The sequence below is a fragment of the Treponema primitia ZAS-2 genome (assembly GCF_000214375.1).
GTDB classification, from domain to species: Bacteria; Spirochaetota; Spirochaetia; order Treponematales; family Breznakiellaceae; genus Termitinema; species Termitinema primitia.
Genome location: NC_015578.1, coordinates 874,679 through 901,430, shown reverse-complemented (window position 1 = coordinate 901,430; position 26,752 = coordinate 874,679). Strand labels below are relative to the sequence as shown.

25 protein-coding genes and 1 riboswitch are annotated in these 26,752 nt (G+C 51.0%); of the genes, 1 reads left to right on the top strand and 24 read right to left on the bottom strand.

Features of this window, described 5'->3' with window-relative positions:
* Nucleotides 1-239: 239 nt before the first annotated feature.
* Genes TREPR_RS04045 through TREPR_RS04020 form a run of 6 tightly spaced genes read right to left on the bottom strand, consistent with a single transcriptional unit; the run spans nucleotide 240 to nucleotide 5,979 of the window.
* Nucleotides 240-884 carry a tetratricopeptide repeat protein gene (locus tag TREPR_RS04045; RefSeq protein ID WP_015707015.1) on the bottom strand — a complete coding sequence of 215 codons (645 nt, stop codon included), beginning with the start codon at nucleotides 882-884 and terminating at the stop codon, nucleotides 240-242.
* Nucleotides 877-1,956 (bottom strand): vWA domain-containing protein, encoded by a 1,080-nt coding sequence (locus TREPR_RS04040; protein ID WP_015707014.1) that lies wholly within the window; start codon nucleotides 1,954-1,956, stop codon nucleotides 877-879. Before TREPR_RS04040 ends, TREPR_RS04045 begins: the two co-directional genes overlap by 8 nt.
* Nucleotides 1,953-2,954 carry a VWA domain-containing protein gene (locus tag TREPR_RS04035; protein WP_015707013.1) on the bottom strand — a complete coding sequence of 334 codons (1,002 nt, stop codon included), beginning with the start codon at nucleotides 2,952-2,954 and terminating at the stop codon, nucleotides 1,953-1,955. Before TREPR_RS04035 ends, TREPR_RS04040 begins: the two co-directional genes overlap by 4 nt.
* Nucleotides 2,951-3,967: a hypothetical protein gene (locus TREPR_RS04030; protein WP_015707012.1), complete on the bottom strand. Its 1,017-nt coding sequence runs from the start codon at nucleotides 3,965-3,967 to the stop codon at nucleotides 2,951-2,953. The genes TREPR_RS04035 and TREPR_RS04030 overlap by 4 nt, the downstream gene beginning before the upstream one ends.
* Complete coding sequence (locus TREPR_RS04025) at nucleotides 3,964-4,872, bottom strand: DUF58 domain-containing protein (protein WP_015707011.1); 909 nt, start codon at nucleotides 4,870-4,872, stop codon at nucleotides 3,964-3,966. Before TREPR_RS04025 ends, TREPR_RS04030 begins: the two co-directional genes overlap by 4 nt.
* Nucleotides 4,873-4,881: 9 nt before the next feature.
* On the bottom strand, nucleotides 4,882-5,979 hold the full coding sequence (locus TREPR_RS04020; protein WP_041611429.1) for an AAA family ATPase: 1,098 nt from the start codon (nucleotides 5,977-5,979) through the stop codon (nucleotides 4,882-4,884).
* Between the two features lie 119 nt (nucleotides 5,980-6,098).
* On the opposite strand from TREPR_RS04020, the gene TREPR_RS04015 reads away from it, so the two are divergent.
* On the top strand, nucleotides 6,099-7,388 hold the full coding sequence (locus TREPR_RS04015; RefSeq protein ID WP_015707009.1) for an aminotransferase class I/II-fold pyridoxal phosphate-dependent enzyme: 1,290 nt from the start codon (nucleotides 6,099-6,101) through the stop codon (nucleotides 7,386-7,388).
* Between the two features lie 120 nt (nucleotides 7,389-7,508).
* On the opposite strand, the gene TREPR_RS04010 is transcribed toward TREPR_RS04015, so the two are convergent.
* The 18 genes from TREPR_RS04010 to TREPR_RS03925 all read right to left on the bottom strand — a co-directional run bounded on the left by TREPR_RS04010 (nucleotide 7,509) and on the right by TREPR_RS03925 (nucleotide 26,654).
* Nucleotides 7,509-8,180: an ABC transporter ATP-binding protein gene (locus TREPR_RS04010; RefSeq protein WP_015707008.1), complete on the bottom strand. Its 672-nt coding sequence runs from the start codon at nucleotides 8,178-8,180 to the stop codon at nucleotides 7,509-7,511.
* Nucleotides 8,164-9,096, bottom strand: coding sequence for an oligopeptide/dipeptide ABC transporter ATP-binding protein (locus TREPR_RS04005; RefSeq protein ID WP_015707007.1), 933 nt, complete (start codon nucleotides 9,094-9,096; stop codon nucleotides 8,164-8,166). The genes TREPR_RS04010 and TREPR_RS04005 overlap by 17 nt, the downstream gene beginning before the upstream one ends.
* Before the next feature lie 4 nt (nucleotides 9,097-9,100).
* Entirely contained in the window at nucleotides 9,101-9,934 is an 834-nt protein-coding gene (locus TREPR_RS04000; RefSeq protein ID WP_015707006.1) for an ABC transporter permease, read from the bottom strand.
* Nucleotides 9,931-10,917, bottom strand: coding sequence for an ABC transporter permease (locus TREPR_RS03995; protein ID WP_015707005.1), 987 nt, complete (start codon nucleotides 10,915-10,917; stop codon nucleotides 9,931-9,933). The genes TREPR_RS04000 and TREPR_RS03995 overlap by 4 nt, the downstream gene beginning before the upstream one ends.
* Before the next feature lie 4 nt (nucleotides 10,918-10,921).
* Complete coding sequence (locus TREPR_RS03990; RefSeq protein WP_015707004.1) at nucleotides 10,922-12,520, bottom strand: ABC transporter substrate-binding protein; 1,599 nt, start codon at nucleotides 12,518-12,520, stop codon at nucleotides 10,922-10,924.
* A 49-nt stretch (nucleotides 12,521-12,569) separates the two neighbouring features.
* Nucleotides 12,570-13,337, bottom strand: a complete 768-nt coding sequence (locus tag TREPR_RS03985; protein WP_015707003.1) for an ABC transporter ATP-binding protein — start codon at nucleotides 13,335-13,337, stop codon at nucleotides 12,570-12,572.
* On the bottom strand, nucleotides 13,334-14,449 hold the full coding sequence (locus tag TREPR_RS03980; protein ID WP_245534783.1) for a FecCD family ABC transporter permease: 1,116 nt from the start codon (nucleotides 14,447-14,449) through the stop codon (nucleotides 13,334-13,336). Before TREPR_RS03980 ends, TREPR_RS03985 begins: the two co-directional genes overlap by 4 nt.
* Nucleotides 14,394-15,476: an ABC transporter substrate-binding protein gene (locus TREPR_RS03975; protein WP_015707001.1), complete on the bottom strand. Its 1,083-nt coding sequence runs from the start codon at nucleotides 15,474-15,476 to the stop codon at nucleotides 14,394-14,396. The genes TREPR_RS03980 and TREPR_RS03975 overlap by 56 nt, the downstream gene beginning before the upstream one ends.
* Nucleotides 15,477-15,485: 9 nt before the next feature.
* Complete coding sequence (locus TREPR_RS03970; protein WP_201765762.1) at nucleotides 15,486-16,043, bottom strand: FmdE family protein; 558 nt, start codon at nucleotides 16,041-16,043, stop codon at nucleotides 15,486-15,488.
* A 68-nt stretch (nucleotides 16,044-16,111) separates the two neighbouring features.
* Nucleotides 16,112-16,822, bottom strand: coding sequence for an ABC transporter ATP-binding protein (locus TREPR_RS03965; RefSeq protein WP_148257228.1), 711 nt, complete (start codon nucleotides 16,820-16,822; stop codon nucleotides 16,112-16,114).
* A 50-nt stretch (nucleotides 16,823-16,872) separates the two neighbouring features.
* Nucleotides 16,873-17,970, bottom strand: coding sequence for a FecCD family ABC transporter permease (locus TREPR_RS03960; RefSeq protein ID WP_015706998.1), 1,098 nt, complete (start codon nucleotides 17,968-17,970; stop codon nucleotides 16,873-16,875).
* Nucleotides 17,963-19,024: an ABC transporter substrate-binding protein gene (locus tag TREPR_RS03955; protein ID WP_015706997.1), complete on the bottom strand. Its 1,062-nt coding sequence runs from the start codon at nucleotides 19,022-19,024 to the stop codon at nucleotides 17,963-17,965. The genes TREPR_RS03960 and TREPR_RS03955 overlap by 8 nt, the downstream gene beginning before the upstream one ends.
* A 21-nt stretch (nucleotides 19,025-19,045) precedes the next feature.
* Entirely contained in the window at nucleotides 19,046-19,699 is a 654-nt protein-coding gene (locus tag TREPR_RS03950) for a class I SAM-dependent methyltransferase (protein ID WP_015706996.1), read from the bottom strand.
* A gap of 338 nt (nucleotides 19,700-20,037) precedes the next feature.
* Nucleotides 20,038-20,907, bottom strand: a complete 870-nt coding sequence (locus TREPR_RS03945; RefSeq protein ID WP_015706995.1) for a class I SAM-dependent methyltransferase — start codon at nucleotides 20,905-20,907, stop codon at nucleotides 20,038-20,040.
* Nucleotides 20,897-21,763 (bottom strand): class I SAM-dependent methyltransferase, encoded by an 867-nt coding sequence (locus TREPR_RS03940; protein WP_015706994.1) that lies wholly within the window; start codon nucleotides 21,761-21,763, stop codon nucleotides 20,897-20,899. The genes TREPR_RS03945 and TREPR_RS03940 overlap by 11 nt, the downstream gene beginning before the upstream one ends.
* A 539-nt stretch (nucleotides 21,764-22,302) precedes the next feature.
* A riboswitch (cobalamin riboswitch) is annotated at nucleotides 22,303-22,494 on the bottom strand.
* Between the two features lie 241 nt (nucleotides 22,495-22,735).
* Nucleotides 22,736-23,944: a SpoIIE family protein phosphatase gene (locus TREPR_RS03935; protein ID WP_015706993.1), complete on the bottom strand. Its 1,209-nt coding sequence runs from the start codon at nucleotides 23,942-23,944 to the stop codon at nucleotides 22,736-22,738.
* Nucleotides 23,941-25,704 (bottom strand): [Fe-Fe] hydrogenase large subunit C-terminal domain-containing protein, encoded by a 1,764-nt coding sequence (locus TREPR_RS03930; protein WP_015706992.1) that lies wholly within the window; start codon nucleotides 25,702-25,704, stop codon nucleotides 23,941-23,943. The genes TREPR_RS03935 and TREPR_RS03930 overlap by 4 nt, the downstream gene beginning before the upstream one ends.
* Nucleotides 25,705-25,715: 11 nt before the next feature.
* Entirely contained in the window at nucleotides 25,716-26,654 is a 939-nt protein-coding gene (locus TREPR_RS03925; RefSeq protein ID WP_041611004.1) for a LysR family transcriptional regulator, read from the bottom strand.
* Nucleotides 26,655-26,752: the final 98 nt, after the last annotated feature.

Genomic DNA, 26,752 nt, shown 5'->3' with positions numbered 1-26,752 from the left:
CGGATCTTCCCCGGATTGGGGAAAAAGCCCTGGAATCAGGGGAGAGAACAATGTTGCGTATACAATTAGGCCGAGCAGCCAGTTGCGCTTGTAGGTTTTTTTCGCTTGAAGCCGAAAAAAACCTCGATTTATGGGCTGCTTATGGAGTTTGAGGGGTTGAAAAATGGCCAAATAGGCAATTTTTCTCGATTTATTGCGCGGGGAACTACGTTGCAAGTAGCGCAAAGCGCTACAAACTCCTAGTAATCCGGCCCGGTTGAAGGGGTATCTTCCTCCCATTCCCGGCTTTTCCATTGGTCGCTCTCCTTACGGCGTATATAATCAAAAAGGACCTGGGAGCCCTTGAGTTCGTCCTGAAAATTTAACGAAGGTGATGAGCTGGCCCCGGAACTTTGACGGGTCAGGGAAAGGAGGCTTAGCTCCAGGTTCCGCTTTGCCTCAATACGGCTCCCATCGGTTTCCAGGGCGGCCCGGAACTGATCCGCCGCAGTCCCGTAGTCCCCGGCGTGAAAGCGGACCACCCCGCTATTGTAGCGGATCCGGTAGATCAGTTCCCGGTGGTCCTCCCGAAACAGGGGGGTCAGCCCTTCCTCGGCGGCGGCAAAGTGCTGCAATGCGGCGGGACCTTCGTCCAGGGCCAGGTACACCGAGCCCAGGCCAAATTCGGCGTAGGGGGCGGTTTCGGGAAATTCCAGGGCTTCCAGATAGGCCAGGATGGCCTCGGTATAGAGCCCCTGGGTATTGAAAAAATTGCCCCGCAGGAGCATGAGTCTTCCCGAAACCGGGCCCCCGCAGGAAGCCAGGAAAACAAGAAGCAAGGCCAAGGGGAGAAGCCTTATCAAAACCTTATCCAGGGAACTTTGTTGCAAGTGGCGTTTACCCATGTTTCCGCCTCCCCTTTTCAGGGATCTTCGAAAGTCCCAGGAAGATCAGGGCGGCGATGATAAAGAGATAGCCCAGGGGCCGGGTTTCCCGGCGGAAACCCTTTACCGCAGCGCCGGCATTCTCATTCCGGCTGCCTGATACACCCAGAGTTGCCAGGTGATCCGCCAACAATGCGGCGGCGTTAAGGCGGTTTCCGTCCACATAGATACCTCCGGTCTGTTCCGCCGCATCCCGCAGGGTTTCAGACTGTAGGAAACTGGTTACCGGGTACCCGTCATCACCTTTCAGGGTATCCCTTCCCAGGGGGACCACCCCCCCGGTTTCAGAACCGAAGCCCGCAGCAATAATGGTAATTTCAGCGTCAGCGGCCCGTTCCAGGGCTGTCTTAAGGGAACCGGACAGGGTTTCCCCGTCGGAAAAAAGGATAATCCGGCGGCGGCTGGGGAAGGCATCCTGAAATGCCCCGGTCGCGGCAACAATGAGGGATTCCAGGTTAGTCCCGCTGCCGGTGAGGGCATCCCCGGAAAGGCTGGACAGGAAAGCCTGTATCGCCTCGGCATCTTCAGTCAGCGGAAGGGCCAGAATACCCTGCCCTTTCCCAATGGCTGCGCCGAAACGCAGCCCCGGGGCCCCTGTAGCCGAGACAGCGCCGCTGAACCAGGGGTTGGACACTAGTTCCATGGCCACCGATACGGCCTTGCCCAGCCGGGATGGGCCGCCGGGGCTTATATCCCGGACATCCATACTCCGGGACAGGTCAAAGGCCAGGATCACGTCCACCCCCCGGCGGGTCTCGCTCACCAGCCGGGTTCCACCCCGGGGCCTTCCCAGGGCAATGATGATGCAGGCCAGGAAAAGGCAAAAGGCCACCGCTGAGAGGAAGTACCGGGACTTGAGGTTCCGCCCTGGGTCTTCCACGGAGGAGCCTGCCGAGGATCCCGCCAGCTCCTCTGAGGAGTTACCAAGAAACTTCAGCACCCCCCGGCGTTTACGGTAATGGATAAAAGAAATGAATATCGCCGGGATCAGCAAAAAGAGTGCCAGGAGCGCCTGGGGATTATCAAAGCTCACAGGAAGGCCCCCAGTATATACCGCCGTATAAACCGGGCGGCGCAGATCATGATCAGGGCGGCAGCTATAACCGGTGTCTCAAAACTCCGGGTCCGGTTTATGGTGCCTGAACGGCGTATGGTCATCTCCCCCTCATCGATCCGGAAAAAGGCCAGGGAAAAGGCCTCCGCCGACGGCGCCGCAATGTACTGGCCCCCGCCTCTCTCAGCGATGGATCTGAGGCTTTCGGAATTGAACCGTGAATCAAAGGTGCCGGTACGGCGTATCCTGGTGACCGGGTCTACATAGTCGATGGGCACCTCCCCACCGCTCCCTACCCCGATAACCCAGAGGGAGACCCCGGCGTTTTGCAGGGCCGCCGCTGCGGTTTCCGGATGTATGGCCCCGGCATTATTTTCCCCATCGGTGATCAGCGCCACCACCTTTCGCGGGGCCCCGGAATTCCGTATGTGCAGGGCGGCAATTCCCAAGCCCAGGCCCAGGGCGGTGCCATCCCCCAGTTCGCCGATACGCAGGGATTCCAGCCGGGAAAACAGGGCGCCCCGGTCCACCGTGGGGGGCACCAGAAGGCTTGCGTCATTCCCCACCGCCACCAGCCCAATGGCGTCCGAAGGCCGGGACTGGGCAAAATCCCGGACCAGGTCCCGGGCGGTATCAAAGCGGCTGCGGCCGTTCATATCGATTCCCGCCATACTGGGGCTTACGTCCACCACAAAAAGTATATCCGCCCCCCGGTTAAGCCACACCAATTCTGTGTTGATTAAAATAGGCCCCGCAGCGGCGACAAACAGGGCCAGGGTACCGAACAAATCCAGGGCCCGGATTATCCGCACCAGAAATTCCACGTTAAAGGGGGGCTTGAAGGGGCTGCCCCCCGGGGGGCCTAAGGAAATGCTCAGGGTAAAGGCGCCTTTTAAAAAACGGGAAATGATAAAGCACAGTAATACTATTATTACCCCGGCGATCAGAAGCCAGGGGCGTTCAAAACCAAAATTCACCGGGTGCCTCCGCGGGGAGCTTTCCGACTAAAGTCGGCGCTGGAACTTGCACCAGCGGGAGGAGTTTTTTTACTGTGGTAGCGTTCCTTCTCGGCATCCGCCAGGGCGGCGATCAAGTTTTTAAAATCATCCAGCAGGGCAGACACGAGCTCCCGTTCTATCCCCGCCCCGCTGAACCGCAGGGTATCACAGCGACGGAACAGCGCCGACAGGGCTGGCCCGGACAGGGCGTCCCCGGGGCCCAGTGCGGGAAGGTCCAGGAATTCCCGGGGAACCATGGCCCGGCAGTTGGTCCCGGTGATAATTCCCAGGAAACTGCGGAATTCAGTGGAAAGAGCTTCCAGGGTTTCAGTTTCCTGGCCGCCGTTGTTCCAGCCCCGCAGCCGCCTGAGAGTCCTTCCCATGGCACGGATAACCCGCCGCCGCCTGAGCATGTCCGCAAGGGCGCCCAGCCTGGTTTTCCCCCAAAAACTTCCCAGGGTCAGGGCCAGAAGAAACAGGACAATCCCGATGATGGTTCCGTAGATCAGCGTGGCCGTACCCGGCGCAGCCATAGGATCCTCAGGGCCTGAAAGTACCATACCCTGCTGCTCGACCGAAAGGATAGAATTAATGTTCACCTCAAGGCCCGTAAAGGTATAGGAGGCAATGGTAATGGGGGGAAGCTCGATGATCCCCGGCACATAGGCCTGAAAATCAATGAGCAGCCGGGCTGCAGTTCCCCGGCGCTCCAGTTCCACCCGGCTGATCACCAGCTCCCGGGACCGGGGCAAATCCGCCCCCTGGAGGACCCTGCCCTCGATCCCCGCAAAGGCGGAACCCAGGGGAAACACCAGCCTGCCTTTATCCCCCACAAAGATCGTCTGGGGGATGATGTAGGGGGCGTCTCCCCGGGGCCGATTTGAGTTTCGGTTAGCTTCCCGGCTAAAGTCGCCGCCGGAATTGCCCGATGGCTCCTGGGAAAAGCAGGGAAGCCCAATAAATAGCAGGGCAAGCAGGAGGAAACTTTTCACGAACGCCGCCCCCCGAAAAACCGGGTCAGCACCGTGGGGGCGTCATCGGTGGTGGAAAGCTCCAGATATGATGCGCCGCAGCGCCGGCAAAGGGCCTTCCGCAGCTTGGCCCGGTCCCCATGCCATTCTGTCCAGGCGGACCTGAATGACGAAAATCCCGTGGGAGCATGGAGCAAAGCCCCGGTCTCAGGATCCGCCATAGAAAGGAGCCCCAGGTTGGGGATCCCATTGTCCAGGGGGTCGGTGATCCCTATGGCGATCACATCATGCTTGGCGCAGAGGGCCCCCAATTCCTGTTCCCAGTTGACGCAAAGAAAATCCGAAAGGATCACCACCAGGCTCCGGCGCTTGAGCATACGCCCGGTTCCCTCCAGGGCCATGCCCAGGTTGCTCCCCCGGCCCCCGTCCTTGGCGGAAAGGAGGCCGCTGATAATGCTCATAATATGGGAGCGCCCTTTGCGGGGATTAAAGACCCGGGTAATTTCCTCGTCAAAGCAGAGGGCTCCGATACGCTGCCCCGCCCGTTCCGCAGAAAAAGCAACCAGTGCAGCAGCCAGCACCGCCTGATCGCAGCGGCGCATTTTGTAACGAAGTTCCTCGTGCATACCCGCAGTATTGTTACCATCCCCAGCGGCAAACATGGAAGCCGATTCATCCAGGACCAGGCAAACCGTCAGCTCCCGCTCTTCCCGGTACATCTTTACATAGGTGGCGCCGAACCGGGCGCTCACATTCCAGTCTATAGAACGGACATCATCTCCCGGCTCATAGCGGCGGACCTCATCAAACTCTATACCCTGGCCCTTAAACACCGAGCGGAAATCCCCGGACAGGAGATCCTCCGAAAGGCCCCGGGCCACCAGGGGAAAGGTAGTGATCCTCCGCAAAAGCTCATAGCGATCCAAGGGGCTTCCTCAAGGTACCGGGACAAAGGCCAAAATACGGGAAACCACCGCATCCGGGTCAAGCCCATCCGCTTCAGCTTCGTAGGAAAGGACAATCCGGTGCCGCAGCACCGGCAAAGCCGCAGCCTTCACGTCCTCAGGGGTAACAAAGGGCCGCCCCTCAAAAAGGGCAAGGATACGGCAGCAGCGGTACAGGGCAATGGAAGCCCGGGGGGATGCGCCAAAGGAAATATACCGGTACAAGCCCTCCTTTCCGACCCTGCCGGTGCCCGCAGTGGATTCCCCGGCCCGGGATGCCGCACTGGGCCTGGTCCCCGACGGCCTGGTAGCGGAAACCACGGAGACAATATATTCGGCGATCTTGTCGTCAATGCGGACCGAATCTGCGGCGGCCCGCAGGCTTTCCAATTGGGAAGGGCCCAGCAGAGGCGCCAATGCAGGCCCCCGGTTCCGGCTGCCCCGGCGATTACCCGCCCCGGCGCCAGCGGGAGAGCCCCCTGCGGAAAAGGAATTCCCGGGGGTCAAAATACGGAGCTCTTCCTCAGGACTGGGGTATCGAACCAACAGTTTGAGAAGGAACCGGTCCAACTCCGCCTCAGGCAGGGTATAGGTCCCCTCATGCTCAATAGGATTCTGGGTAGCCAGGACAAAAAAAGGATCCGGCAAGGGGTAAGTCTCCTCCCCGATGGTAACCTGGTACTCCTCCATAGCCTCAAGCAAGGCGGACTGCACCTTAGCAGGCGCCCGGTTAATCTCGTCCGCCAGGATCACATTGGCAAAAACCGGACCCCGGCGCACGGAAAATTTCCCCGAAGACTGCTCCCAAATCAGGGTGCCCGTCACATCCGCAGGGAGCAGATCCGGGGTAAACTGTATCCGCTTAAAGTCCAGCCCGGTAATTTCCGCCAGGCTCTTCACCGCCAAGGTCTTAGCCAGCCCTGGCACCCCTTCCAGGAGTATATGCCCCCGGGCAATCAAGGCCATAAGCAGCCCGTCAATCATTTCCCGCTGGCCGATAACCCGTTTCGCCAGCTCTTCCCTACAGGAATCCAGCAATGTCTGCGCCCCGGCCAGTAGGGCTTCGGTATCCGTGTTTGTTTGCGCCATGGTTCTATTGTAACCTGCGGGGCGCACCGGGGGCAATATGGCGAATTATGCCCCCAAAACCCCTGACATCTCATCCTCCCATTATTGACGAAGCTCCCTCCTCCAGATACTCTTACCCTATGAACCCACTTGCAAGCGAACTCAATGCCGTATTGGACGGCTCTGTCGCGGGCCGCCTTCTGTCTTCTCTCGGCCGCCGCCTTTTTTTCCCAAAAGGGATCATCGCCCAGTCCAGCGAAGCGAAACAGCTTGCGCCGGTGAAAAACGCCACCATCGGCATGGCCTTCCACAAGGGGCAGCCCCTGATCCTGTCGGCTATCAGGGACAGCATGCCCACCCTGACGGCGAAAGAAGCGGTCACCTACGCCGCTACCGCCGGGGTCGAGGAGGTTCGCAAAGCCTGGAAGGAATCCATGGCGAAGAAAAACCCGTCCCTAAAGCCGGAGGATGTTTCCCTACCCGCGGCGGTACCCGGAATAACCGCAGGTATCTCCTTTGTGGCGGACCTTTTCCTGGATGAAAACAACACAATCATCGCCAGCGATCCCTGTTGGGACAATTACAGCCTCATCTTCACCGAACGCCGGGGCGCGGAGCTCCGGGGGGTCCCCTTTTTCGGAACAGGCCCGGGCCTGGACCTGGAAGCCATCCGCAGGGTGATCCTTGAGGAGGCCAAAACCGGGCAAGTGCGGATAATTTTCAATTTTCCAAATAATCCTTCGGGCTACTCCCCCACTCAAGCCGAAGCGGATGCTTTGATAGAAATCATTCGGGAAACTGCCGAAGCCGGCGCGGATGTCCTGGTGATCTGCGATGACGCCTATTTTGGCCTCTATTATGAGGATGGCATCTACCGGGAATCCCTTTTCGGTCGCCTGGCCTCCCTCCATGAACGGGTTTTGGCGGTAAAAATTGATGGCCCCACCAAGGAAGACTATGTCTGGGGCCTGCGGGTAGCCTTCGTCACCTTTGGCAGCCCCAGCCTTAAAACGGAACACCAGGAAGCCCTGGGCAAAAAACTTATGGGGGGGATCCGCTCCTCAGTTTCATGCGCCAACACCCCGGCCCAGTACCTGATCCTCAAGGTCCTTTCGGATCCCCGCACCCCGGGTGAAAAAAAGGCCAACCACGAATTGCTCCGGAGCCGCTACCAGGCGGTTAAAGACTTCATCCGGAATCAGCCGGAGCAGCCCAAACTCAAGCCCCTGCCCTTTAACTCGGGCTACTTCATGAGTTTCCGCTGCATTGGCATTGACGCCGAAGCCCTGCGGAAACAGCTCCTGGCGGATCATGGCATCGGTACCATCGCCTTAGGCGCCGGCATACTCAGAGTCGCTTTTGCGGCCCTGGAGAAAGAGCAAATTCCGGGAATATACAGCCTTATCTACGAGACTGCGGGAAAACTTTAGGCACCTGGAGTTATTCGGGTTATAACCAGAAAAACTTACTTTTTCGTAGTATTTTTCTGCCTATAACCTATAATGGGTGGAGCCTTCGCCCTTCATAATGCCCCCATTTACGGATAAATTTCAGTTCTCGACACTCTTCAAATCCTCAAACTTCAGTATCCGTGAACAAATCTTCTCCGCCAAATGCGGGTTGTGGGTGATCACCAAAAGTCCCAGGCCCCGCTCCGCAGTTATAGCTAACAGGGCCTGCCAAATCTGGGCCTGGGTAATCACATCCAGCATGGTGCTTATCTCATCCGCCAGGATAATTCGGGTCCGGGGCCCCAATGCCCTGGCTAAACAGAAACGCTGTATCTCGCCGCCGGACAGTTCCGCCGGGTAGCGCTCAAACCATTCCCTTTCAATACCCATGGTTCTGAGCAAAGCCTCATCAGGCTGCGTGGGAAACTTCGTTGCAAGTTGCCATGCTTCGGTGAGGGTCCGCCCCATTTTCCACCGGGGATTCACCGCCCGTTCCGGGTGCTGGTAGACAAGCTGCACCGGGCAGTACCCTTCCCGGGCCAGAGGTTTCCCTTCAAAGAGTATCTCCCCGGTATACCCTGCGCTGTTTCCTGGGGACTGGGACGCGATATAGCCCCCCATGATACGGGCCAGGGTACTCTTGCCGCAGCCTGAAGGCCCTATAATGCCCACCCGTTCCCCTTCCCCAATAGTAATACTAACCCTGTCAAGCACCAATTTTTTTGGATCATAGCCAAAGGAAATATTCCGGGCCTCAAACAGCGTGGACACAGCGCACCTCCCCTCCCCGCAGTTTCCGCATGGAAACCGGTTCTTCACAGGCCTCAGTCCGCAGAGGACAGCGGGGCGCAAAGGCACAGCCCTCAGGCAGGGCTCCCGCATAGGGCTGGGAACCCGGCGTCGGGGTAAAGCCGTTCTGGGGTATGGCCTGCCACAGGGCCTTTGAATAGGGGTGGCGAAGAACTTCTACCCCCGTCTTAAAGTCCCCCGCCGGGGCGATCTCCACAGTGGACCCGGCATAGAAAACCGCCACCCGGTCGGCGAATTCCACCGCCAGATCAATGTCGTGGGTGATGAGCAGCGTTCCTGTTCCCTCATCGGCAAGTTCCCGGAAGTGGCTGAATACCCGGCGGGCCATATCGACGCTCATCCCCGGTGTGGGCTCATCAGCGACTATCAGCTTGGCATCGCCGATGATGGCGGTGGAAAGCAGGATACGCCGGGTCATGCCCCCGGAAAGCTGGAAGGGGAACAGCCGTGCCACTGATTCCTCCAAGTTGTATCGCCGAAAAATAGCCTCCCGCTTTTCATCACTGCCCCTAATGCCGATAATCTGTTTGCCCACCCGCATCAGGGGGTCCAGGTAGGCGGTTGACTGGGGTATCAGGGCCAGCTCCCGGCCACGGATCTGTTCCTGTAGTTTTTCTGTCAGGGGCTGGCCGTAAAAAGACATTTCCCCGCTTACAGAAGCATTGGCGGGCAGTATCCCCAGGATGGCCCCGGCTAAAAGGCTTTTTCCCGAACCGGAAGCGCCGGCTACCGCCACAATTTCCCCTTCAGCGACAGACACACTTAAATTGTGGATCACCCGGAGATTACTTTGATCCAGTCCGAGCAGTTTTGCTGCACTATTATACCGGCGGAATTCTACGGTAAGTTCCTTCACACCAAGAATAGTCTGACTCATATTCCTACTCCTGGGCACTGGCGGGATCAAACAGGAGCTTTAACTGCTCCCCCAACTTGTTAAAGAGCATCACGATAATTACCAGGGATACGCCGGGAAAAAACACCAGGTACCACTTGCCTGTAGCAATATGGTTTAAGGATTCCGAAAGGATAATGCCGATAGCCGGGGTATCCACCGAAAGGCCAAAGCCCAGAAAGGTAATGCTCGCCTCATGGAGTATCGCATGGGGGAAGAGCAGGATGAGCCCGATGATAAACTGGGGCAGCACGTGGGGCAATATGTGCTGAAAAGCCACCATGGCCTGGGTTTTCCCGAGCTTCCGGGCGATTTTAACATACTGGGCTTCCCGCACCTGAAGCACCTCAGCCCGGATGACCCGGCTCAGGGAAGCCCAGTGGGTCAGGGCCACCGCAAGGGTAACCCCCCGGAAACCCTTGCCCATCATATAGGCTATCAGCATCAGTAATACTAAGTGGGGCACCCCCATAAAGAGATCCACAAAATAGGCAATGATCTTATCCACGGCACCCCCCGCGCTTGCCGCGACAAGCCCCAGGGTCAGGGCGATAATGGCGCTCACCGTGGCAGCCAAAGTTCCGATAAGAATGCTGGTGGAAAGGCCCTTTACGGTGCGGAAAAACATATCCCGCCCCAAATAATCGGTGCCGAAAGGGTGGCTAAGGGAAGGGCCAAAGAGCTTGACCGAATAGTCCGGGCTGTAACGGGCGCTATTCATGGTAAGCCCCGCCAGGGCTATTACCAAAAGCAGTAAAAGTATCGAACTAGTCAGCAACAGTGTTTTTATCCGGCGGTTAAAAGGAAAAGCTTGTATCATGGGTGCTTGCCCCCTTCCCTGATCCGGGGATCAAAGACTCCGTAGAGCAAGTTGGCTGTGAGGTTCCCGATGAACACAAAGAATACCGAAAAAAGGGCCACCCCCAGGAGGAGCTGAGCATCTCCCCTGATACCGGCCAGGCTGGCGGCGCTCCCCAGCCCGGGGTAGGAAAAGACATTTTCCGCCAGCACAGAACCGCCGAAAAGTTCGCTAAAAGAAGCAAATTGCAGGGTCAGCGCAGGCAGGGCTATATTCCGTAAGCCATGCCGCCGCACCGCAGTCCACAGGCTTTCACCCCGTGCCCTGGCGAAGATGATGTACTCGCTGTTAAGCACGTCCATAAGTTTCTGCCGGGTGTGGAGGACTATCCCTGAAATGCCGGTGATGCTCAGGGTTAGTGCCGGGAGTATCAGGTGGTAGATACGATCCCCCAGGGTCACATCAGCGGCAGCCTTGCCAATGGGCGTGGCAAAACCGATGGGGAACCAGCCCAGGTTGACCGCAAAGACAATGAGCAGCAGCAGTCCTACCCAAAACACAGGGGTTGATGAAAGGATAAAGCAGAAGGTGCGCATACATTTATCAAAAACACTGTTAGGTTTTGCCCCGCAGATAACCCCCAGGGTAAAGCCCAGGATGCCGGAGAATACCCAGGCAGTCAGCATTAGTGCCAGAGAAGCCAGGGCCCGCTCCGCCAGCACCGATCTTACAGGCCGCCGGAAAAGCATGGAAGTACCCAGGTTGCCGTGAAGTACATTTTTCAGCCAGATACCATAGCGTTCCACCGGCCCCTGGTCCAGCCCCCAATAGGCAGCCACCAGGGCCCGCTGCTCATCGGACACCCCATTTTCGATGCCCACAAAGGAACTGACCGGGTCTACGGGGGATGAAACCACCAGGATAAAGCTGAAAAGGCTCACCCCAAAAAGCAGCAATACTAAGCGGAAACTTGAACCAGCCAGGTACTTCAAAAATTGCTTCATTATGCTATTGGTACTTCCATTCGTTCAGGTTCTGGATCACCGGCATCCCGTGACCATGGGGGTGTATCCGCTGCACCCCCAGGCTGAGGCCATCCCGTACAAAGTAAGTATGGTCAATGGTCACCAGCCACAGGTAGGGCAAGTCCACATTAGGCCCGCCCTTCCCGTCATATTGGGCCTGTTTCGCAAAGCCAAAGGCTTCAGCCTCAGTTTTCGCCCCCAGCATAGCATCAATATACCAATCAACAGCGGGGTTTGTATACATGGGGGAATTGCCCAGGCTCACCGTATCAATCCCCGCTAAGGAAGAATGGAAGGCCGTAAACACGTCGTAAAAACTGTAGCTCCCGGTGCCTATGCAAGTAGGAATTCCCCGGGCAGAACGCTGAGCCTGAGGCCAGTCTGTGGACTCAGCAATGATGTTGATCCCCAGCTTCCGGGCGTTCTCGCTCAGGGCCACCGCAAGATTGTAACGCTGAAGGTCATCCGCCCGTCCGGTAATGCGGAATTCGCAGCGCACCCCGTTTTTCTCCCGAATGCCGTCACCATCGCCGTCCACCCAGCCCGCCTGCTGCAGAATTCGCCGGGCCTCATCAACCTGGCTGTCCTTCAGCCCTGGTTCCTCGTTGGCCCAGGGCAGCCCCTCAAAGCGTATCCAACTGGGGGTCCCGATGCCGTTCAGGGCATTGTTGATGATCTCCTGCCGGCTTATGCCGATGTTCAGGGCCCGGCGCACAATCGGATCGCTGGTAACATTGCTGCCCACCACCTGCCCCGCAGCATTGGTAGTTTGGGGAATTACCGGCAGGTTAAAGCCCCGGTTATCAGAAGTTTTGATAGTTTCCAGGCGCATACCCCGCACAGTTTCCCTAGCGTACTCAGGATTCACCATCACCACATCGATCTGACCGGACCGGGCCGTCGCCAAAGCGGTTTGCTCGTCAATATTGAGGAAAGTAATCTGCTTAAAGGGCGACTTTATTCCATAATAATAAGGATTCGGCTCCACTATAAGCTGCTGGCTGACATCAATTTGTTTGAGCTTAAAGGGCCCTGTACCCACAGGGTTCCGGGAATAGCCGGGACCGTAGCCTTTTTTAGGGATAATACCCACCAGGGCAGTAGTCCTGATAAAGGGCGAAAAAACCTTGTTCAGGGTAAAGCGCACCGTATCGCCGTCAAGGACTTCAATACTTTTCAGCATGGTAAGGTCCACGCTGCCTCCGGCGTTTTTTGCGGTCTCATAGGTAAAGGCTACATCCTCCGCCGTCAGGGACGTCCCGTCGGAAAATTTCACATCTCTGCGAAGGGTATAGGTATACACCAGCCCATCATCACTAATGGTGAAGCCCGTGGCAAGATCCGGTTCGGTCTCAACATTAACATTAATTTTGAGCAGCGCAGTATGAAAGATTGACATCCCCTCAAATCCATAATCCCAGCCCCAGGGCTCATAGTCCCCGCTGGTAATGCCCCCGCCCACAGAAACCACCAGGGTATCCTTGGCCCGTGGCGCTTCCTGCTTTGCCCCGGCACTCAGCTGCTGGGTTGAAACTAAAACCAAAAGGCCCGCAAGCAATCCGCCGACTGTTGACTTTTTCATGTTATTTCTCCTGTAAAAATGATAGGCCCGGCAAAACGCCGTAGGCTTTTTATTGATCATGCTTCTGCACCGGCACTACAAAACGGATTTTTTCCAACTCGATCACACTAACCGGTATACCATAAACAGCTTCGATTTTTTCACCTGAAAGGATTTCCTCGCCTCCTGTATCGAATATTTTTGAATCCTTTATAAGTAAAAATTTATTACAAAAACGCAGCGCCAAATTAATATCATGAATAACCATGATAACAGCAATTTTATGTTCAATACTTATTTCTTTTATTAAACTGAGGACCTCATATTGGTTGCGCATGTCAAGATTACTGGTAGGTTCATCAAGCAGCAATATCCTGGGCTGCTGGGCAAGGGCGCGGGCAAGCATAACCTTTTGGCGCTCACCGCCCGAAAGCTCGTCCACAAAACAGGTTACCAGGTTTTCAAGATCCAAGCGGCGAATTACATCACATACAGTCGCTGTGTCTTCGTCTTGTATACCCCACTTTATGTATGGCTTCCTGCCAAGCATAATCATATCATAAACCGTAATATGCACAGCAGGGGAATCCTGCGCGACAAAGGCCAGGCATTTAGCCAAAGAAACCCGGTTTGTTTTCAGCAAATCCTGGCCTTCAAATGTCATTTCCCCTTTTTGCGGTAAAATTATCCTGGTAAGGCATTTTAAAAGCGTACTTTTTCCCACCCCGTTGTTTCCCAAAATCGCCAAGCGATCACCTGCATCCAGCCTGAAATTAAAATTCTGCAGAATAGGTTTTGTTTTTTTGTAATGATAATACAAATTCTTAATATCGATCATCTTTTTGACGAACTCCTAAACAGCATATACATAAACAAAGGGCCTCCTAAAAAGGATGTTATAGCGCCAATAGGAAGAATAACAGGCGTAATAATCATCCGTGCGGCAATATCACCGAGTAAAAGCAAAATTGCACCCATAATGGCGGAACCCGGCAGCAAAAAACAGTAATTGGTACCGGTAAAACGTCGTACTATATGCGGTGCAATCAGGCCGATAAAATTAACAATACCGAGAAAAGACACAATTACCGAAGCCGTTATAGCGCAAAAAATCATATTGACAATGCGCAGGGCATTTACGTCAACACCAAGGCTAATTGCAGTTTGTTCGCCGCTTTCAATGGCATTATAATCCCATCGTTTATATATAAAGTACAACAAAAACGATATAACCACAACCCCTATTATACAAATTTCTCTCCAACCAGTTCTCCCAAGATCGCCGAATGTCCAGAATACAACCGAGGAAAGCTGAACATCATTTGCAAAATACTGCAAAAGTGTTGTTGCCCCCGAAAAAACTGCACTTAAGGCGACCCCGGAAAGTATCATTGACTCGGGGCTTATTTTCACAAAACGGGAAAGGGCCAAAATAATCAAAGAAACAACCATGCTGAAAAAAAAGGCGCATACCGAAACCAGGACAGGGTTGGTAAAGCTGACTCCACTTGAAGCGCTTGAACCCTGCAGCCCCGCTCCTAAAACAATTATTGCAAAAGCGGCGCCAAATGCCGCGCCCTGAGAGATACCCAGGGTGGATGCTGAAGCCAGGGGGTTCCGCAGTATTGCCTGCAACACGCAGCCTGAAATGCCCAGCCCCGCGCCTCCCAAAAACGCTGTAAGCACACGGGGCAGACGCATATTCCATATCACAATGTTTATTTTATTATCTATTGATTTGCCAAATATCGCCTTTGCAATATCAATTATAGGAATAAAATACGAACCGAGCGCAATCGCAGTTATGGAAACAATAAACAGCATTATCAACATAATAAAAATCACTATAATATTTTTTGCGCGGTATTTTTCATATTCCTGTAACCCGAGTGAATTATTCATTGATTCCAATTTGCCTAAACGCATAACCTGCTTTTTCAAGCATTTCATAACATTTAACACCCAACAATTTTTCAAATATTTCATCTGCTTTTACAGCAGGGTCAATATCCGCAAATTGCTCGGGGTATATTACTTTTGCCGCATAATAGGCATCGGCAAATGCAAGCTCAATATTCACCGCATTAAAACGGAAAGAAATTTGCGAATATACCCTGTTATTTTTTACGGCATTAAAGGAATTATAAAAAGCCGGCCTTTTTGCATAATCTTCCTTAATAAGCGCAAGTCCGTTGAAATCAAGAAAAATAATATCCGGGTCCCACTTCAATACCTGTTCCACATCAATATTAAATGCACCGTTTTGGCCTGTCCGGTCAGCAACATTATCGGCGTCTATAATATAAAAAGGCGAATACCTTGCCTCGGTTCCCTCAAAGCCATGAGCGCCTTTAAATGAAATGCCGCCTGCATAAACCGAGGGTTTGTTCTGAGGCTTTATATCCTTAATACGGGTTTTGAAATCCACATTAAGGGTTTTTATATATGCGATAAGTTCCTCCGCCCTTGCTTTTTTATCATAAACCTCACCCATTAAACGCAGTGTATCAAAACAAGCTTCGTCGAAAGCATCGTCAATTAAGGGTATTGTCACAACAGGTATGCCTGTTTTTGCCTGAAGTGCATCGGCACTTTCCCGGTCAAATGCCGCCATAATTACTTCCGGAGATATCTTTATTATCTCTTCGTCAAATGTTTTTCCGTTATCTCCAATTGCGGGTAAAGCAGAAAGCCTTTCCCTGTTTATATAGCTAAAAAGCTTATTAATACTGGGCTGAAATTCATTTTGTTCAACACCTGCTACAAGATCCAATGCCTGCATATAGGTAGTAAATCGTAATGTTCCGACATTCACACATATAATTGATGTAACATGCAGTGGTATAGTTACTTCACGGCCTGTAAGATCGGTTATTGTCCGTATTGCGGCGGAAGGAACCACCTCGGCTATTTGTTTTTTTGAACAGGATGAAAAAATAAATAGGATTATGCATAATACAATAAGTATTCTTTTCATTTTATACTCCTATAAAACCCTTGAATATTCAAGATAACAATCAAGACAGACTTCTTTGCCCTGTTGTATACGTATCCTGTGTTCACCGGCGCTTTCGCCACATACTTCGCATATCAACGACGGAAACTTTCTCGCTAACTCCGGCGCCTGGACATTTACATCCTTAAAATCAAAAAGTTCATCCACAGGGGCGTTTAAAATGTACTCCTGGAACTGTTCCCTGCCCTGCCCTTCCCCTTTTGCCTTAAAATAGAATCGCATTGTCTTACCTGAGCTGCGATTTATAAAAGTGTACGCATGTTTCCCCGTATCCCGGAAAATAAGATTACCTTTACCAAAGGTGCAGCTCATAAGAGCCTGTATCGCATCTACGCCGCATGCGTCATTTTCCGTTATACAGACAAGCTCCTCGTCAGAAGATTCCCTGACACCCATTTTTTCAATAACCGCATCACATACCCTGAACCCTATCGCAAGCCCGGGACAGGCATGACCGTGAAAAGCTTTTGCTTTTTCCCACTTTGTTTGATCCATATTAAATTTCTCCTTTCGTGCTGAACCCGGCAAAAACCATGCCGGGTGCCGTATTGCCAATTCTAAACAAATAAACTTGGACTTTCAGAACTTATCTCCCATTACACCGCCTTCAAGGGTATCATGAAGGGTTTCTCCATATATTGCTGAAGGTGTGCTTCAACACCGTATACCTGCAAAATAACTTCTTCCGTCAAAATGCCCGTATTTCCCATGCTGACAATCCCGCCATCTTTTAATATCGCCAGGCGATCTGAAAATTGCATGGCCATATTTAAGTCATGGGTGGTTATCAGGGCGCAGATATGCTTTTCATCAATCAGATCCCGAATGAATTGCATTATCTTTAACTGGTATTTCAGATCCAGATAGGTGGTCGGCTCATCAAGGAGCAAGACCTTTGGTTCCTGCACAATCGCCTTTGCCACAATCACCTTCTGTCGTTCCCCACCTGAAATTTCCCCCAGATCCCGCATGGCAAGAGAGCCAAGATCCATCCGGTCTATAATATCGGACACCATATCCAGATCCCTTTCCCCTGGCCGCCAGTTAAGGTAGGGCCTACGGCCGAGAAGGATTGTGTCGAATACGGTAATGGGGAAGGTTGGCGTCGCCGCCTGGGGAACATAGGCGGCCAGTTTCGCAAGTTCAGACCTTTTTAAGCCCGCCACATCCTGATTATGGATAGTAACTCTCCCTGCGGTAGGAACCAGAAGACGGTTGATACACTTAAGGAAAGTTGTTTTGCCCGCCCCATTGGGACCTACCAGACTGAGAATTTCCCCTTCACAGGCGTCCAGGCTTATATCCATGAAAACCTTATGAGTTTTATAACTAAATGACAGTTTTTCTGTTTTTAAAGTTACCAATGTTCTTTCCGCCTTTTCATAATAAGGTAAATAAGCAGGGGAACTCCAATAGCGGAGGTAACTATCCCCACAGGGATCACCACCGGAGAAAAGATGGTCCTGGCCAATGTGTCAGCCAGGGTCAGTAAAACCATACCAAGGAGACAGGAGATGGGTATAAGAAAGCGGTGATCTCCGCCCACCAGAATTCTCCCCAGGTGGGGAGCCGCAAGGCCGATAAATCCAATAGGACCCAGCATACTCACAATTACTGCGGTAATAAAGGACGCCAGCAGCAGCCCCATTACCCTGAGCCGTTCTACATTGATGCCCATGCTTTTGGCATCCTCATCCCCCAGCATAAGAAGGTTGAAATCCCAGGCCTTGCGGTAACTCAGGATAAATATCCCCAGGACTATCAGGCAGGATATTTTCAGTTTGCTCCAGTTTGCCTTGGAAAGGCTCCCAAACATCCAATAAGCCAGGGCAGCTAATTCTTCTGATTTTCCGATATATTGCAGCAGGGAAACTCCGGCGGAAAAAATATAGGACACCGCCACTCCAAAAAGCACGATGGTCTCGGGGGTAACTTTCTGACTTTTGGAAAGGAAGTAAATTGCGAGAGTTGATAACAGGGTAAAACAAAAGGCGTTAGCTCCGATAAGGTAATCGTAGGGAACATAAAAGGGTAATAAATCTGTTACTCCCTTTTTTAGGATGATAGCGAGGGCTGCCCCAAAAGAGGCGGCGGAAGAAATCCCCAGGGTATAGGGGCTTGCCAGGGGGTTACGCAGGATGGTCTGCATCATAAGCCCCGCCAGGGCAAGGCCGCTTCCGCATACCGCTGCCATAAACACCCGGGGAACCCGAAGCTGCCATAAAATCTGATGGCTCAACTCCATGTCCTCCCGGGACCTGCCTATACCGGAAATAAGAGCCCGCCAGCTTTCGGCAATGTTATAGGAAGCTCCGCCCACGGAAAGCCCCGAAAGGCAGAGGAAAACCAGCAAGCCCAGGAGCAGCACAATAATAAAGACCTTATGCCGTAAATGTTCCTGCCAGGTATGCCGTAGGGCGTCCCTGGCGGAAACGCCGGCGCCCGGCTCACTCATTATAAGTCCACAAGCCCCGGAATTCTCTGCCGGGATGGAACAGAGTCATATATTCACGGTGCACCTGTTCAGGGTTAAAATCGCTAAAAAGATCCGGGTAAAACCATTTGGCCAGATAACTTACCCCCACGATATAACCCGGGCGTGAATAAATATCAATGCTGACCAGATAAAGCTGGTTATTGACTATGGCATTAGTCCTGCGCAGAGCTTCACGGTTTTTTATTTCTCCATAAATGGATTTTGCACTATCAGTGTTTTCCACCGTATATCCAAAACCAGAAGCCTCCCGGATAAAGAAATCCGGATTCATCCGGGCAACCCATTCACCATCTACTTGGGGTTCCTCTACAAGGTCAACAGCAATATTGTTAGCCCCGGCAAGTACCACCTGTTGATAAAACCGGGAATTTGGCGCTCCGGTCTTAAAATCGCCGGCATGGTATTCCACAAATACCTGGGGCCTCTTTTCGGCTGGAATATTCCGGACCTTGCCGGTAATAAAGGATTCATACTGGTCATAGAAGGCGGCAATTTCTCTGGCTTTTTCTTCCCGGTCAAAGACTTTTCCTAAAAGCAGGATTTCTTCTTTCATTAGATCCGGATTCCGAAGATTAAGTTTAATATCAACGATATTGAAACCCGAAAGAGCTTCCTCATCGGTAACAACCCCATGAGCCCGGACTGAAGAAATAACTACCTGGGGTTGAAGCTGGGCTAATAGCTCGAAGTTGACCTCTGAATTAGTAGCAACCACCGGAACCCCCGCCAGTTCCGGATATAGGGGACTACCTTCCAGGCTTTTATGGTTCCCCACCACCCGGTCAAGAACCCCTAAGGCAGCCAAAACTTCAAAAGGGCCGGTATCCAGGATTACCACCCGTTCTACCGGCTGGCTTATGGTGAGCTGCCGGCCCGCCGCATCAGTTATGGTGACCGTATTCGCTGCTGTTGACGGGTCGGATTCCCGTTTTCCCCCGGCATACACCATGCCACCCGCAAGGGTAACTAACAGCACCATTGCCACTACTCCAATAATTTTTCTGTGTTTCATAAAACTTCCCCTTAAAAATATTTACTTTGTACCGGTGAATATGAAAATATTCGATCTGTGTACATGATCCTCATGATTAATTTCCCGTTCCTGGGCAGTAAATGAAACGTCGTTGAAACCCGCTTCACTAAACAGTGCGGAAACTTCCACCGCCTGTACATCCCGGTTTAAAGGAAGTTTCCTTTCAATCTCTTCGCTGTAATGCTTCCCGGCATGATCCCCCTTGCGGGGGGAATAATCGGCGTATACTCTACCGCCGGGTTTTAGAACCCGCCGCCATTCGGAAAAAATTTTTACCGGTTCAACAAGGGTCCACACCACATGCCGGGCGGTCAGTATATCAAAGCAGTCATCCGGAAAGGGTAGGGTTTCGGTAAGTCCCAGAACCCAGTTCACCACAAGACCTGAAGCGGCGGCTTTATCCTTGGCCTGGGAAAGCATGGTCTGTGACCAGTCCACGCCGGTGACATCAAGGCCGCATTTTGCCGCAGCTATTGCCACAAAGCCGGTCCCGGTTCCCACATCAAGGATCCTGGCCTCCTTGGGGTACCGTGAAAATATTTCACCCCATTGCAAACGATCCTTTTCACTGTCAGTCCCGTGGGCAGGAGCTTCATCATACCGCCACCCCTCGGAATTCCACCGGGCTTGCATTTCTTCACGCATTTGATCCATAGGGATTCCCTCCTTACTATTTTGAGTACATAAAAATATGTTCCGGAAGGTTTATCGCGTTGAATGCGCAAAAAAAAGCCACTCCGGCCAATAAACACCGTCTTCTGCGGTTTTATTAACCTTCATGGTTAATGGTTCAAAAGGAATAGGCCATGCCGCAATGGGCATGAATTTATAGAAAAAACCAATAAAGTCCATTAATGCCGGTTTTCATAACCGGCGAGCCCTATGGAAAACGGCCTTCAGACCGCCTCTGGCTCAAACCTTATGGATATTATTTTATCTATAAGGTTTGGGTTTGTCAAGCAGAATATTTGTATATTTTTAGAATTTTCCTATCAATCAAACCTCCTGACCGTAGCCTGGGCCATAGGCCAGGACAGCCGCATACCTACATCGGTGGTAAAGAGCATCCGCTTCCCGTCAGCCTGGTAGAGCTTGTCCTTCAGGTACTTCTCCAGAACCCGGCGTTTTTCCGGGTCCTTTGCGTCATACCGGCCGGCATAGGCCTCAAGGGCCGCTTCAAAAGAATTATACACGATTTTGCGATTATGCCGCAGAACCTTAATATCCGGGTATATACCCATGGAATACAACAGGTTAAAAATAATATTGCTTTCCGGAACCGGGTAGTAGGGCTTTCCATGCAGCAGGGGCCAGAGTTCCATGGATTCACGATCCCAGGACTGAATTCCCGCATGCCAGAAAATCACGATGGTTCCCAGGGTTACTTCCATCATTTTTTCAATACTGGCTTTCAGATCGATCATTCCCATGGAGAAAGACGCGAAGCTTAGGTCATAGGACGGCCGCAGTTCTTCTGTATCCACATCGTCCCACTTCTTGTTGATAAGCTGAATATTATCGATGTTTTCCATTGAAAGCTGATCCTGAAAAATCGCCGCCATCCCCGGGGCGGGTTCCACCGCAGTAAGCTGTTTGGCTATTCGGGCAATGGGAATAGCGATATTACCGGGACCTGCGCCTATGTCCAGCACCCTGGATTCAGGCCGGACCTGGGAGCAGAGATCGGCGATGCGTTCCTTTGCAGCGTAGCTGTGCAGGGAATGCTGAAAATATTCCTTTGCAGCTTCCTTGTTTTCCCAGGAATGCCAACATTCACCCCCATGGCCGGAATCAATATTCAGACGCTGGGCATCCATCCAGGCATCGTTCCAGTCCAGGTTTTTTGTTTCATTACCGGTCATAGTTTCCCCCTAGGTTTGAATCAGGCGTTTTCCAGAATAGCAGCGCGGGGCTCAGATCGGTTTCATCCTCAAGATATCCGTCCTTCTGGTTATCCGCAATGTAGGCCCGTATTATTTCTGCGGTCTTTTCACCGGTGAACCCGAAAATTTCATAGTACATGGTATAAAGTTCCAAGGCCTCATCCACAGTCATGGTATCGGTGGAATGTTCCACCGGATAATTAAATACCCCGGGCCGGCGTCCCATGGCGTAAAGCAGATCGTAGAGCAAGCGTACTTCGGCGGAAAGCCCGGGCAGGGGTTTCTCGGAAAGGAGCAGCCGCAGGGCATGGCGGTTCTTTGAACGGGAACCCCGGGAGGGAGCGATCATCCCGCAGTATCCCCGGGACAGGGATTCCATTTTGAGCAGCTCCTCCCGGTTGCAGATCACCGGGCACAGGGCGGCGAAGACAAACCCGTATTTAGACGGGTCGGCATATTCCTCCCATACCCCATTCCGGGTTTCGGTATTGCCCAGCCCTTCAGCGGCGGCGTTTTCCTTCAATATATCTAGGGCTTCCCCGCATATATCCAGGGCAGTAAGGCTTTTCACCTTACGGGCAAAGGGGAGGGCAAAGCGGCCGGTACCGGCGCCTATATCCAGAATCGTGGTTTCGGCTTTCAGTATGCCCCGTTCCGTAAGGAGGCTGAGCGCATCCAATGCCAGGGGGCTGTCCCGGTATTCCAGGCTATCCCGGCGGAGAAGGATTTTTCGAAAGTAGCGGCTCCACAGGGGGTTGCGTTTAATACGCTCTTCCCGGGACCCGGCATTGACGGCGGCTTCCAGAATGGCAGCTGCGGTTTCTTCATCACTCATATATTCCCTCCGGTTAAAAAAGCGCCCTGGTCAAAGGGCGCTTTAATTAATTTTGTAATAATTTTTAAATAAGAGGAGAGGAGGCCTCTACTAAAGGAGCCCCTCGAACCATTGAACGGACAAGGTCCGGTAGACGGTTAAATCTCAGGTTTTGGGAGGGCCTCCTATTCGCCAATCAACATACCCCGTACAGAGCAACGGGGTATGTTGTTCTGTAAGGTATGGATTGTATGCGGGTTTAATACCCCTACAATCCAAGTTATTACCGGGTCAGAACCGCCCTAACGGGCGGGGTATTAAACCCGCTTGCGAATAAAAAAACCCGACACTTCTCCCCCCAAGGGGGTACAAGAAGAATCGGGCTTCATGCCTTCTATAGGCGGAATCCATGTTCCGCCGTATTCAACAGTAATTTACTTACAAACGCTCAAGGTTAAACTAAATGCAAGGAACTTCATGTCCCACTCGAAATGTTCTAGCATTTCGGTATTTCTTTATTTATATCATCCATGAGCCTTAAAAAAACACAACCGTATATCAAAACATCTTGGCTTATGGGCTCTGGTTACTCACCGGACATTTCCATCGGCCTTCCCAGTCGGATTTTAGTCTGACCAGTGACCGTTAGTGATGGAAAACCCACTCACAGTTACGGGATAGCGGAGGAATCCCAGTCACCTCACTTCCTTTGAAATATATTAACTGAAATTTACACTAGCCCAGCCATTCTGTCAAGGGAAATATTTTATGTTTTGATAGATTTCTGAATTGGTTCTTATTTTTGGTACGATATATACGTTATCATATAATTAAATGCCCCTGGTTCAAACCAAAAAACCGGATAACATCCGTTCATCTTTACAGACCGGTTTGAACTCAGGGACTCCCATATAATATGCTTAAACCTCGGTAATACCTCCTTAAAAAAATTATTAACCTGCGGTGCTTCCGGAAGCTTTACGCAAGGTAAATTTAAAAAAATCGCAATTCCACTTCCTTAATGTATTTTGCCTCCAGGACGCGGGCAAGGCGGCGGACCACATTCCGCCGTATTTCCAACTCCACGGGCATTGAAGGATCGTAGTTTGCATCATTTATTTTTGTGCCTACCACGAAATGCAGCCTATCACAGCTTAAAAACAGTTCCACCATTCTAAGGGCCGTCTTATTTTTTTTATCTGCCTTAGTACTGTCCTCCAAAATATCTGCAACGGCGGCTAGGGTGAGTATTCCTTCGGTAACCATATCGGCGCCTTCCATTTTTGATTCTGCGGGGAAGTCGTAATTATGCTCATTATCTTTATAGTTTATTTCCAGGTTAAGTTCTCGTTCCAGTATTTTTGCGGTGGTTCCCCCGGAAATTATTTTTTTGCCGGAGAAATTTTTCCATATTTCGGCAAACACCTTGTCATTTTCCGCCTGCCAGGGTGGACCGGTAATAATCAGCAGATCCCGGGGTCGCCGGAAATACACTACCGCACAGGAAGCGTCATCCTTTGCCTTGAAGTTGTGATAGCGCAGAGCTTCTTGAATCAGGGCGCAGGAAAGATCCCGGGCGCTTATATCGGGATCATTGTAGACCGTTTCAAGGATAAAGCGCTGCGCGGCGGCCCGGCCCCAGCCGCCGGGGGTGTTTGCTTCACCAAGGCCTGCCTGGGTAACCCCATCGGAAAAAAACACGATTCTGTCCTTGGGTTTTGCGGTAAAACTTGAATAGGACAGGATAGTTGGAATCTCTGGCCCTGTTTCCTTGTTTTCCCGTTCAAAGGGGATTATCTGTTTCTCCGGTTCGTAAACATGATCCTCCCGCAGCAATATGTACGGGGGGTTATCATATTCCACGATGTTTATCGTGGAATCTTTGTTTATTTCTACTGCGGTAAAGGTTGCATAACTAATGCCCAGTTCTTTTGAAACCGGCAGGGTGTTCATTATGATTTCTGCTGACTTTTTTATATGGATATTGTTCATTATAAACTTGGTTATCATGGTAGAGGTAAGGGTCGCAAGCACCCCGGCCTTTATGCCGGACCCCAGACCATCGGACAGGGCTGTTATTATTCTGCCGGTCTGGGCGTCCTTTTGGGAATAAAAAACGTCCCCTGGCGCATTTTGATTGTATTTCGATACCTGATAATGATCCACCTCAATAAATGTTTCCGAAAAGGCAGGCTCCGTCATGATTCGGTTTCCTCTCCGGTATTAAATGTCTGTATCATTGATTGTAGGATTGATTCGGTTTCAGCAGCATGTTCTCCCAGGAGAAATGCTATTTGCTGTACAACATGTATATTTTTTTCGATAATGTCCTTTGCATTTGCTATGGTTTTGTTTTTTTTAATTTGGGGCATCGTAATATCATCAAAAACTCCAGCAGCAATCTCTCCTTTCTCTACCGCAAATATAGTAAGATGAAGTATCCGTTTGTTTTCATTAAAATCAAGCTCTATGGGGTCGGAATTGCTGAGCCTGAAAAATGTGGAAAAATACTCCGATGCTTTGGTGATTTTTTCCAGACTGGCGCCTATAAGCCCGGGAATCGACTCAAACAGGTCCTCTATTTCAGTTCCAAAAAGAAGAGCGAAATTTTTGTTACTTTCGATTATTTTCATGTTGTTATCAACAATAACAAGACCGCTCGGTATTGCCTGAAATATTCCGTGGGTCTGTTTTTCGGACAAAATCCGCATATAGGTTGCACACATTGTTTTTTCCGCATGGTTTTCAAGCATGGCATCAACAAAATTACGGCAACTGTCATAGCCGCAACTACCACAGTCTATTTCATCCCGCTTGGTATATTTTAGTATTTTTTCAAAGGCGGCGCGGATTTCCTCTTCCCTGTGTCTTTTTTTTACTACTGGGGGAAAATAAATGGGATAGCTCATGTTTATATTCATTGAAAGGGTTTCTTCGCTGGTCTTGTCCAGGGCGTTTTTCGCGTATTGTAAAAGCCGCAAGCTGCGGTCCGCGCCGGAACTTGAAGAGCCGCTCATACCCGGCCCGTTGACGCACCCCCCAGGGCAGGCAAGGAGAGAAAAAAACACCGGCTGCTTAAGCGTCGCAGGATCAAAGCCCCGCAACAAAATTTTTATGGTATCAAACCCTGAATGGGCTATGGAAATAACATTGGAAAGATCAGCGTATTTTTTATAAGCGGCCACAATGCCGTCATCTTCGATAGAATAAAGCGATCCTTTGGCCGCAGGATAGGGGAGAAACTGTTCTTCCCGGTTTTTTATAAAGGCCGGGGCCGTTGATTTGCGGGACAGCCATGCCCGTAGTTCGTTAAAGGTGATTGCTGCGTCAATTTCCTCAAACTGATCGGCTTCCAGTTTTTTTGCGATACAGCTTCCGATAAAGACAACGCCGATATCGTCGCCGTACAGCTTCCTTAGCAGCCTTGCGTGTGCCAAAAGCGGAGAAGGTATAGCAGTAATATATGGCGCAAACCTGGTCCGATACAGCTTTATGTATTTAACAACTGACGGGCAGACTGAGGATATGAATAATTTTTGTCCCGATGGAGAAGCCGCTGCTTCCGCTAATGTTTTCGCAATTTCCGCCGACACAACATCCGCTCCCAGGGCAGTTTCTGATACAGCAAAAAACCCTAAGTCTTTTAAAGCTCCTATAAGCTGTTCCTTTGAACAGTCGTCCCATTCGGCTATAAAGGAAGGCGCCAGGGATGCGAATACCCGCTTCTTTTCGCTTAATATTTTTTTTACCTTTTCAATATCGTTGCGATAGAATTTTAATTTTCTGCTGCAATGCTGAATACAACTACCGCAGGCCACACACATGGCGCTTAAAACATCGGTCCTGTTGACTTCTGCTTTTATCGCCTTTACCGGGCAATGCCGTATGCAGTTGTAGCAATGTTGGCAATCTTCCCCTTGATTGTATATGGGTGGTTTTTCTATTGTACTTAACTCGTTCATATATGCCAGTCCTAATTATATTTTTTTAAGGATACTTCATTTTTTGATTCAAAAATCCTGTCTATCAATAATTTTTCCAACGGGGTAAAAGTATATCCCTGAGGATAGATAAGCAGGTCTTTATGTTTGTTATTTTCAAATACACATTTACGCTGAACCAGATCGTAGCGTTTGATAAATCGTTCCGGAATAGGGGAGACCCACATAAACGCAGTGGGCAGACTGCTCAGAATATCAAACTGATTACAGCGTTCGTAAAGGTAAATCCGTTTCTTTGGCGTTGTATCATCGTTCTGCCATCGGCTGTCTGTCTGATTAAGGTAGGGCACCGATGTATCACCATGAATGACTTCGATGTAAGATTTTAATTCTTCAAATTTTACTTCCGGAGAACGGGCAAGGGCATGCTTCTCCGACATAAGGGCTAAATATTCAAATTCCCATATTTGATCGTAACATAAATTTTTATCTGCAAGATAATCAAGGAAATAATTTTCGTATACCGCCTGATATCTAATGATTCCTAAATTAAACCGACCGTCAACGATATTCTCTATTGCTTGTATGGAGTTTGTTTCCTGTAAATTTGCATTGATTTCTTTATCAAAATTAAGTTCTCCGGCAAATTTTATAAACGCCGCCGCAATATAGCTCCCCCTGGGTATGGACATGCTTATGCTCTGGGTCACCGGATATTCCGAATCTGACAGGCGGCTTATCCCGGCAAGTTCCTCCAGAATTTTCCTGGAATAGGCTAAAAAGGTAAGCCCCTTCCTGGTAGGTACTACTCCCTTAGAAGTACGTTCAAAAATCGTAAACCCCAGACTGTCCTCCACTTCCTTGATGGCTTTGCTCAAATTCGGCTGGGCCATATAGAGGTTTTCCGCTGCCTTGGAGATTGAGCGGGTTTTTTCAATTTCTATGGCATACTTAAAAAGCAACGTGTTCACTATGATGATGATTTTACCATTTCAAAAACTTATGTCAACCATCCAATCACGATTTTTTTATTGATATATCAAATAGTATATACAAGCTATATACTATT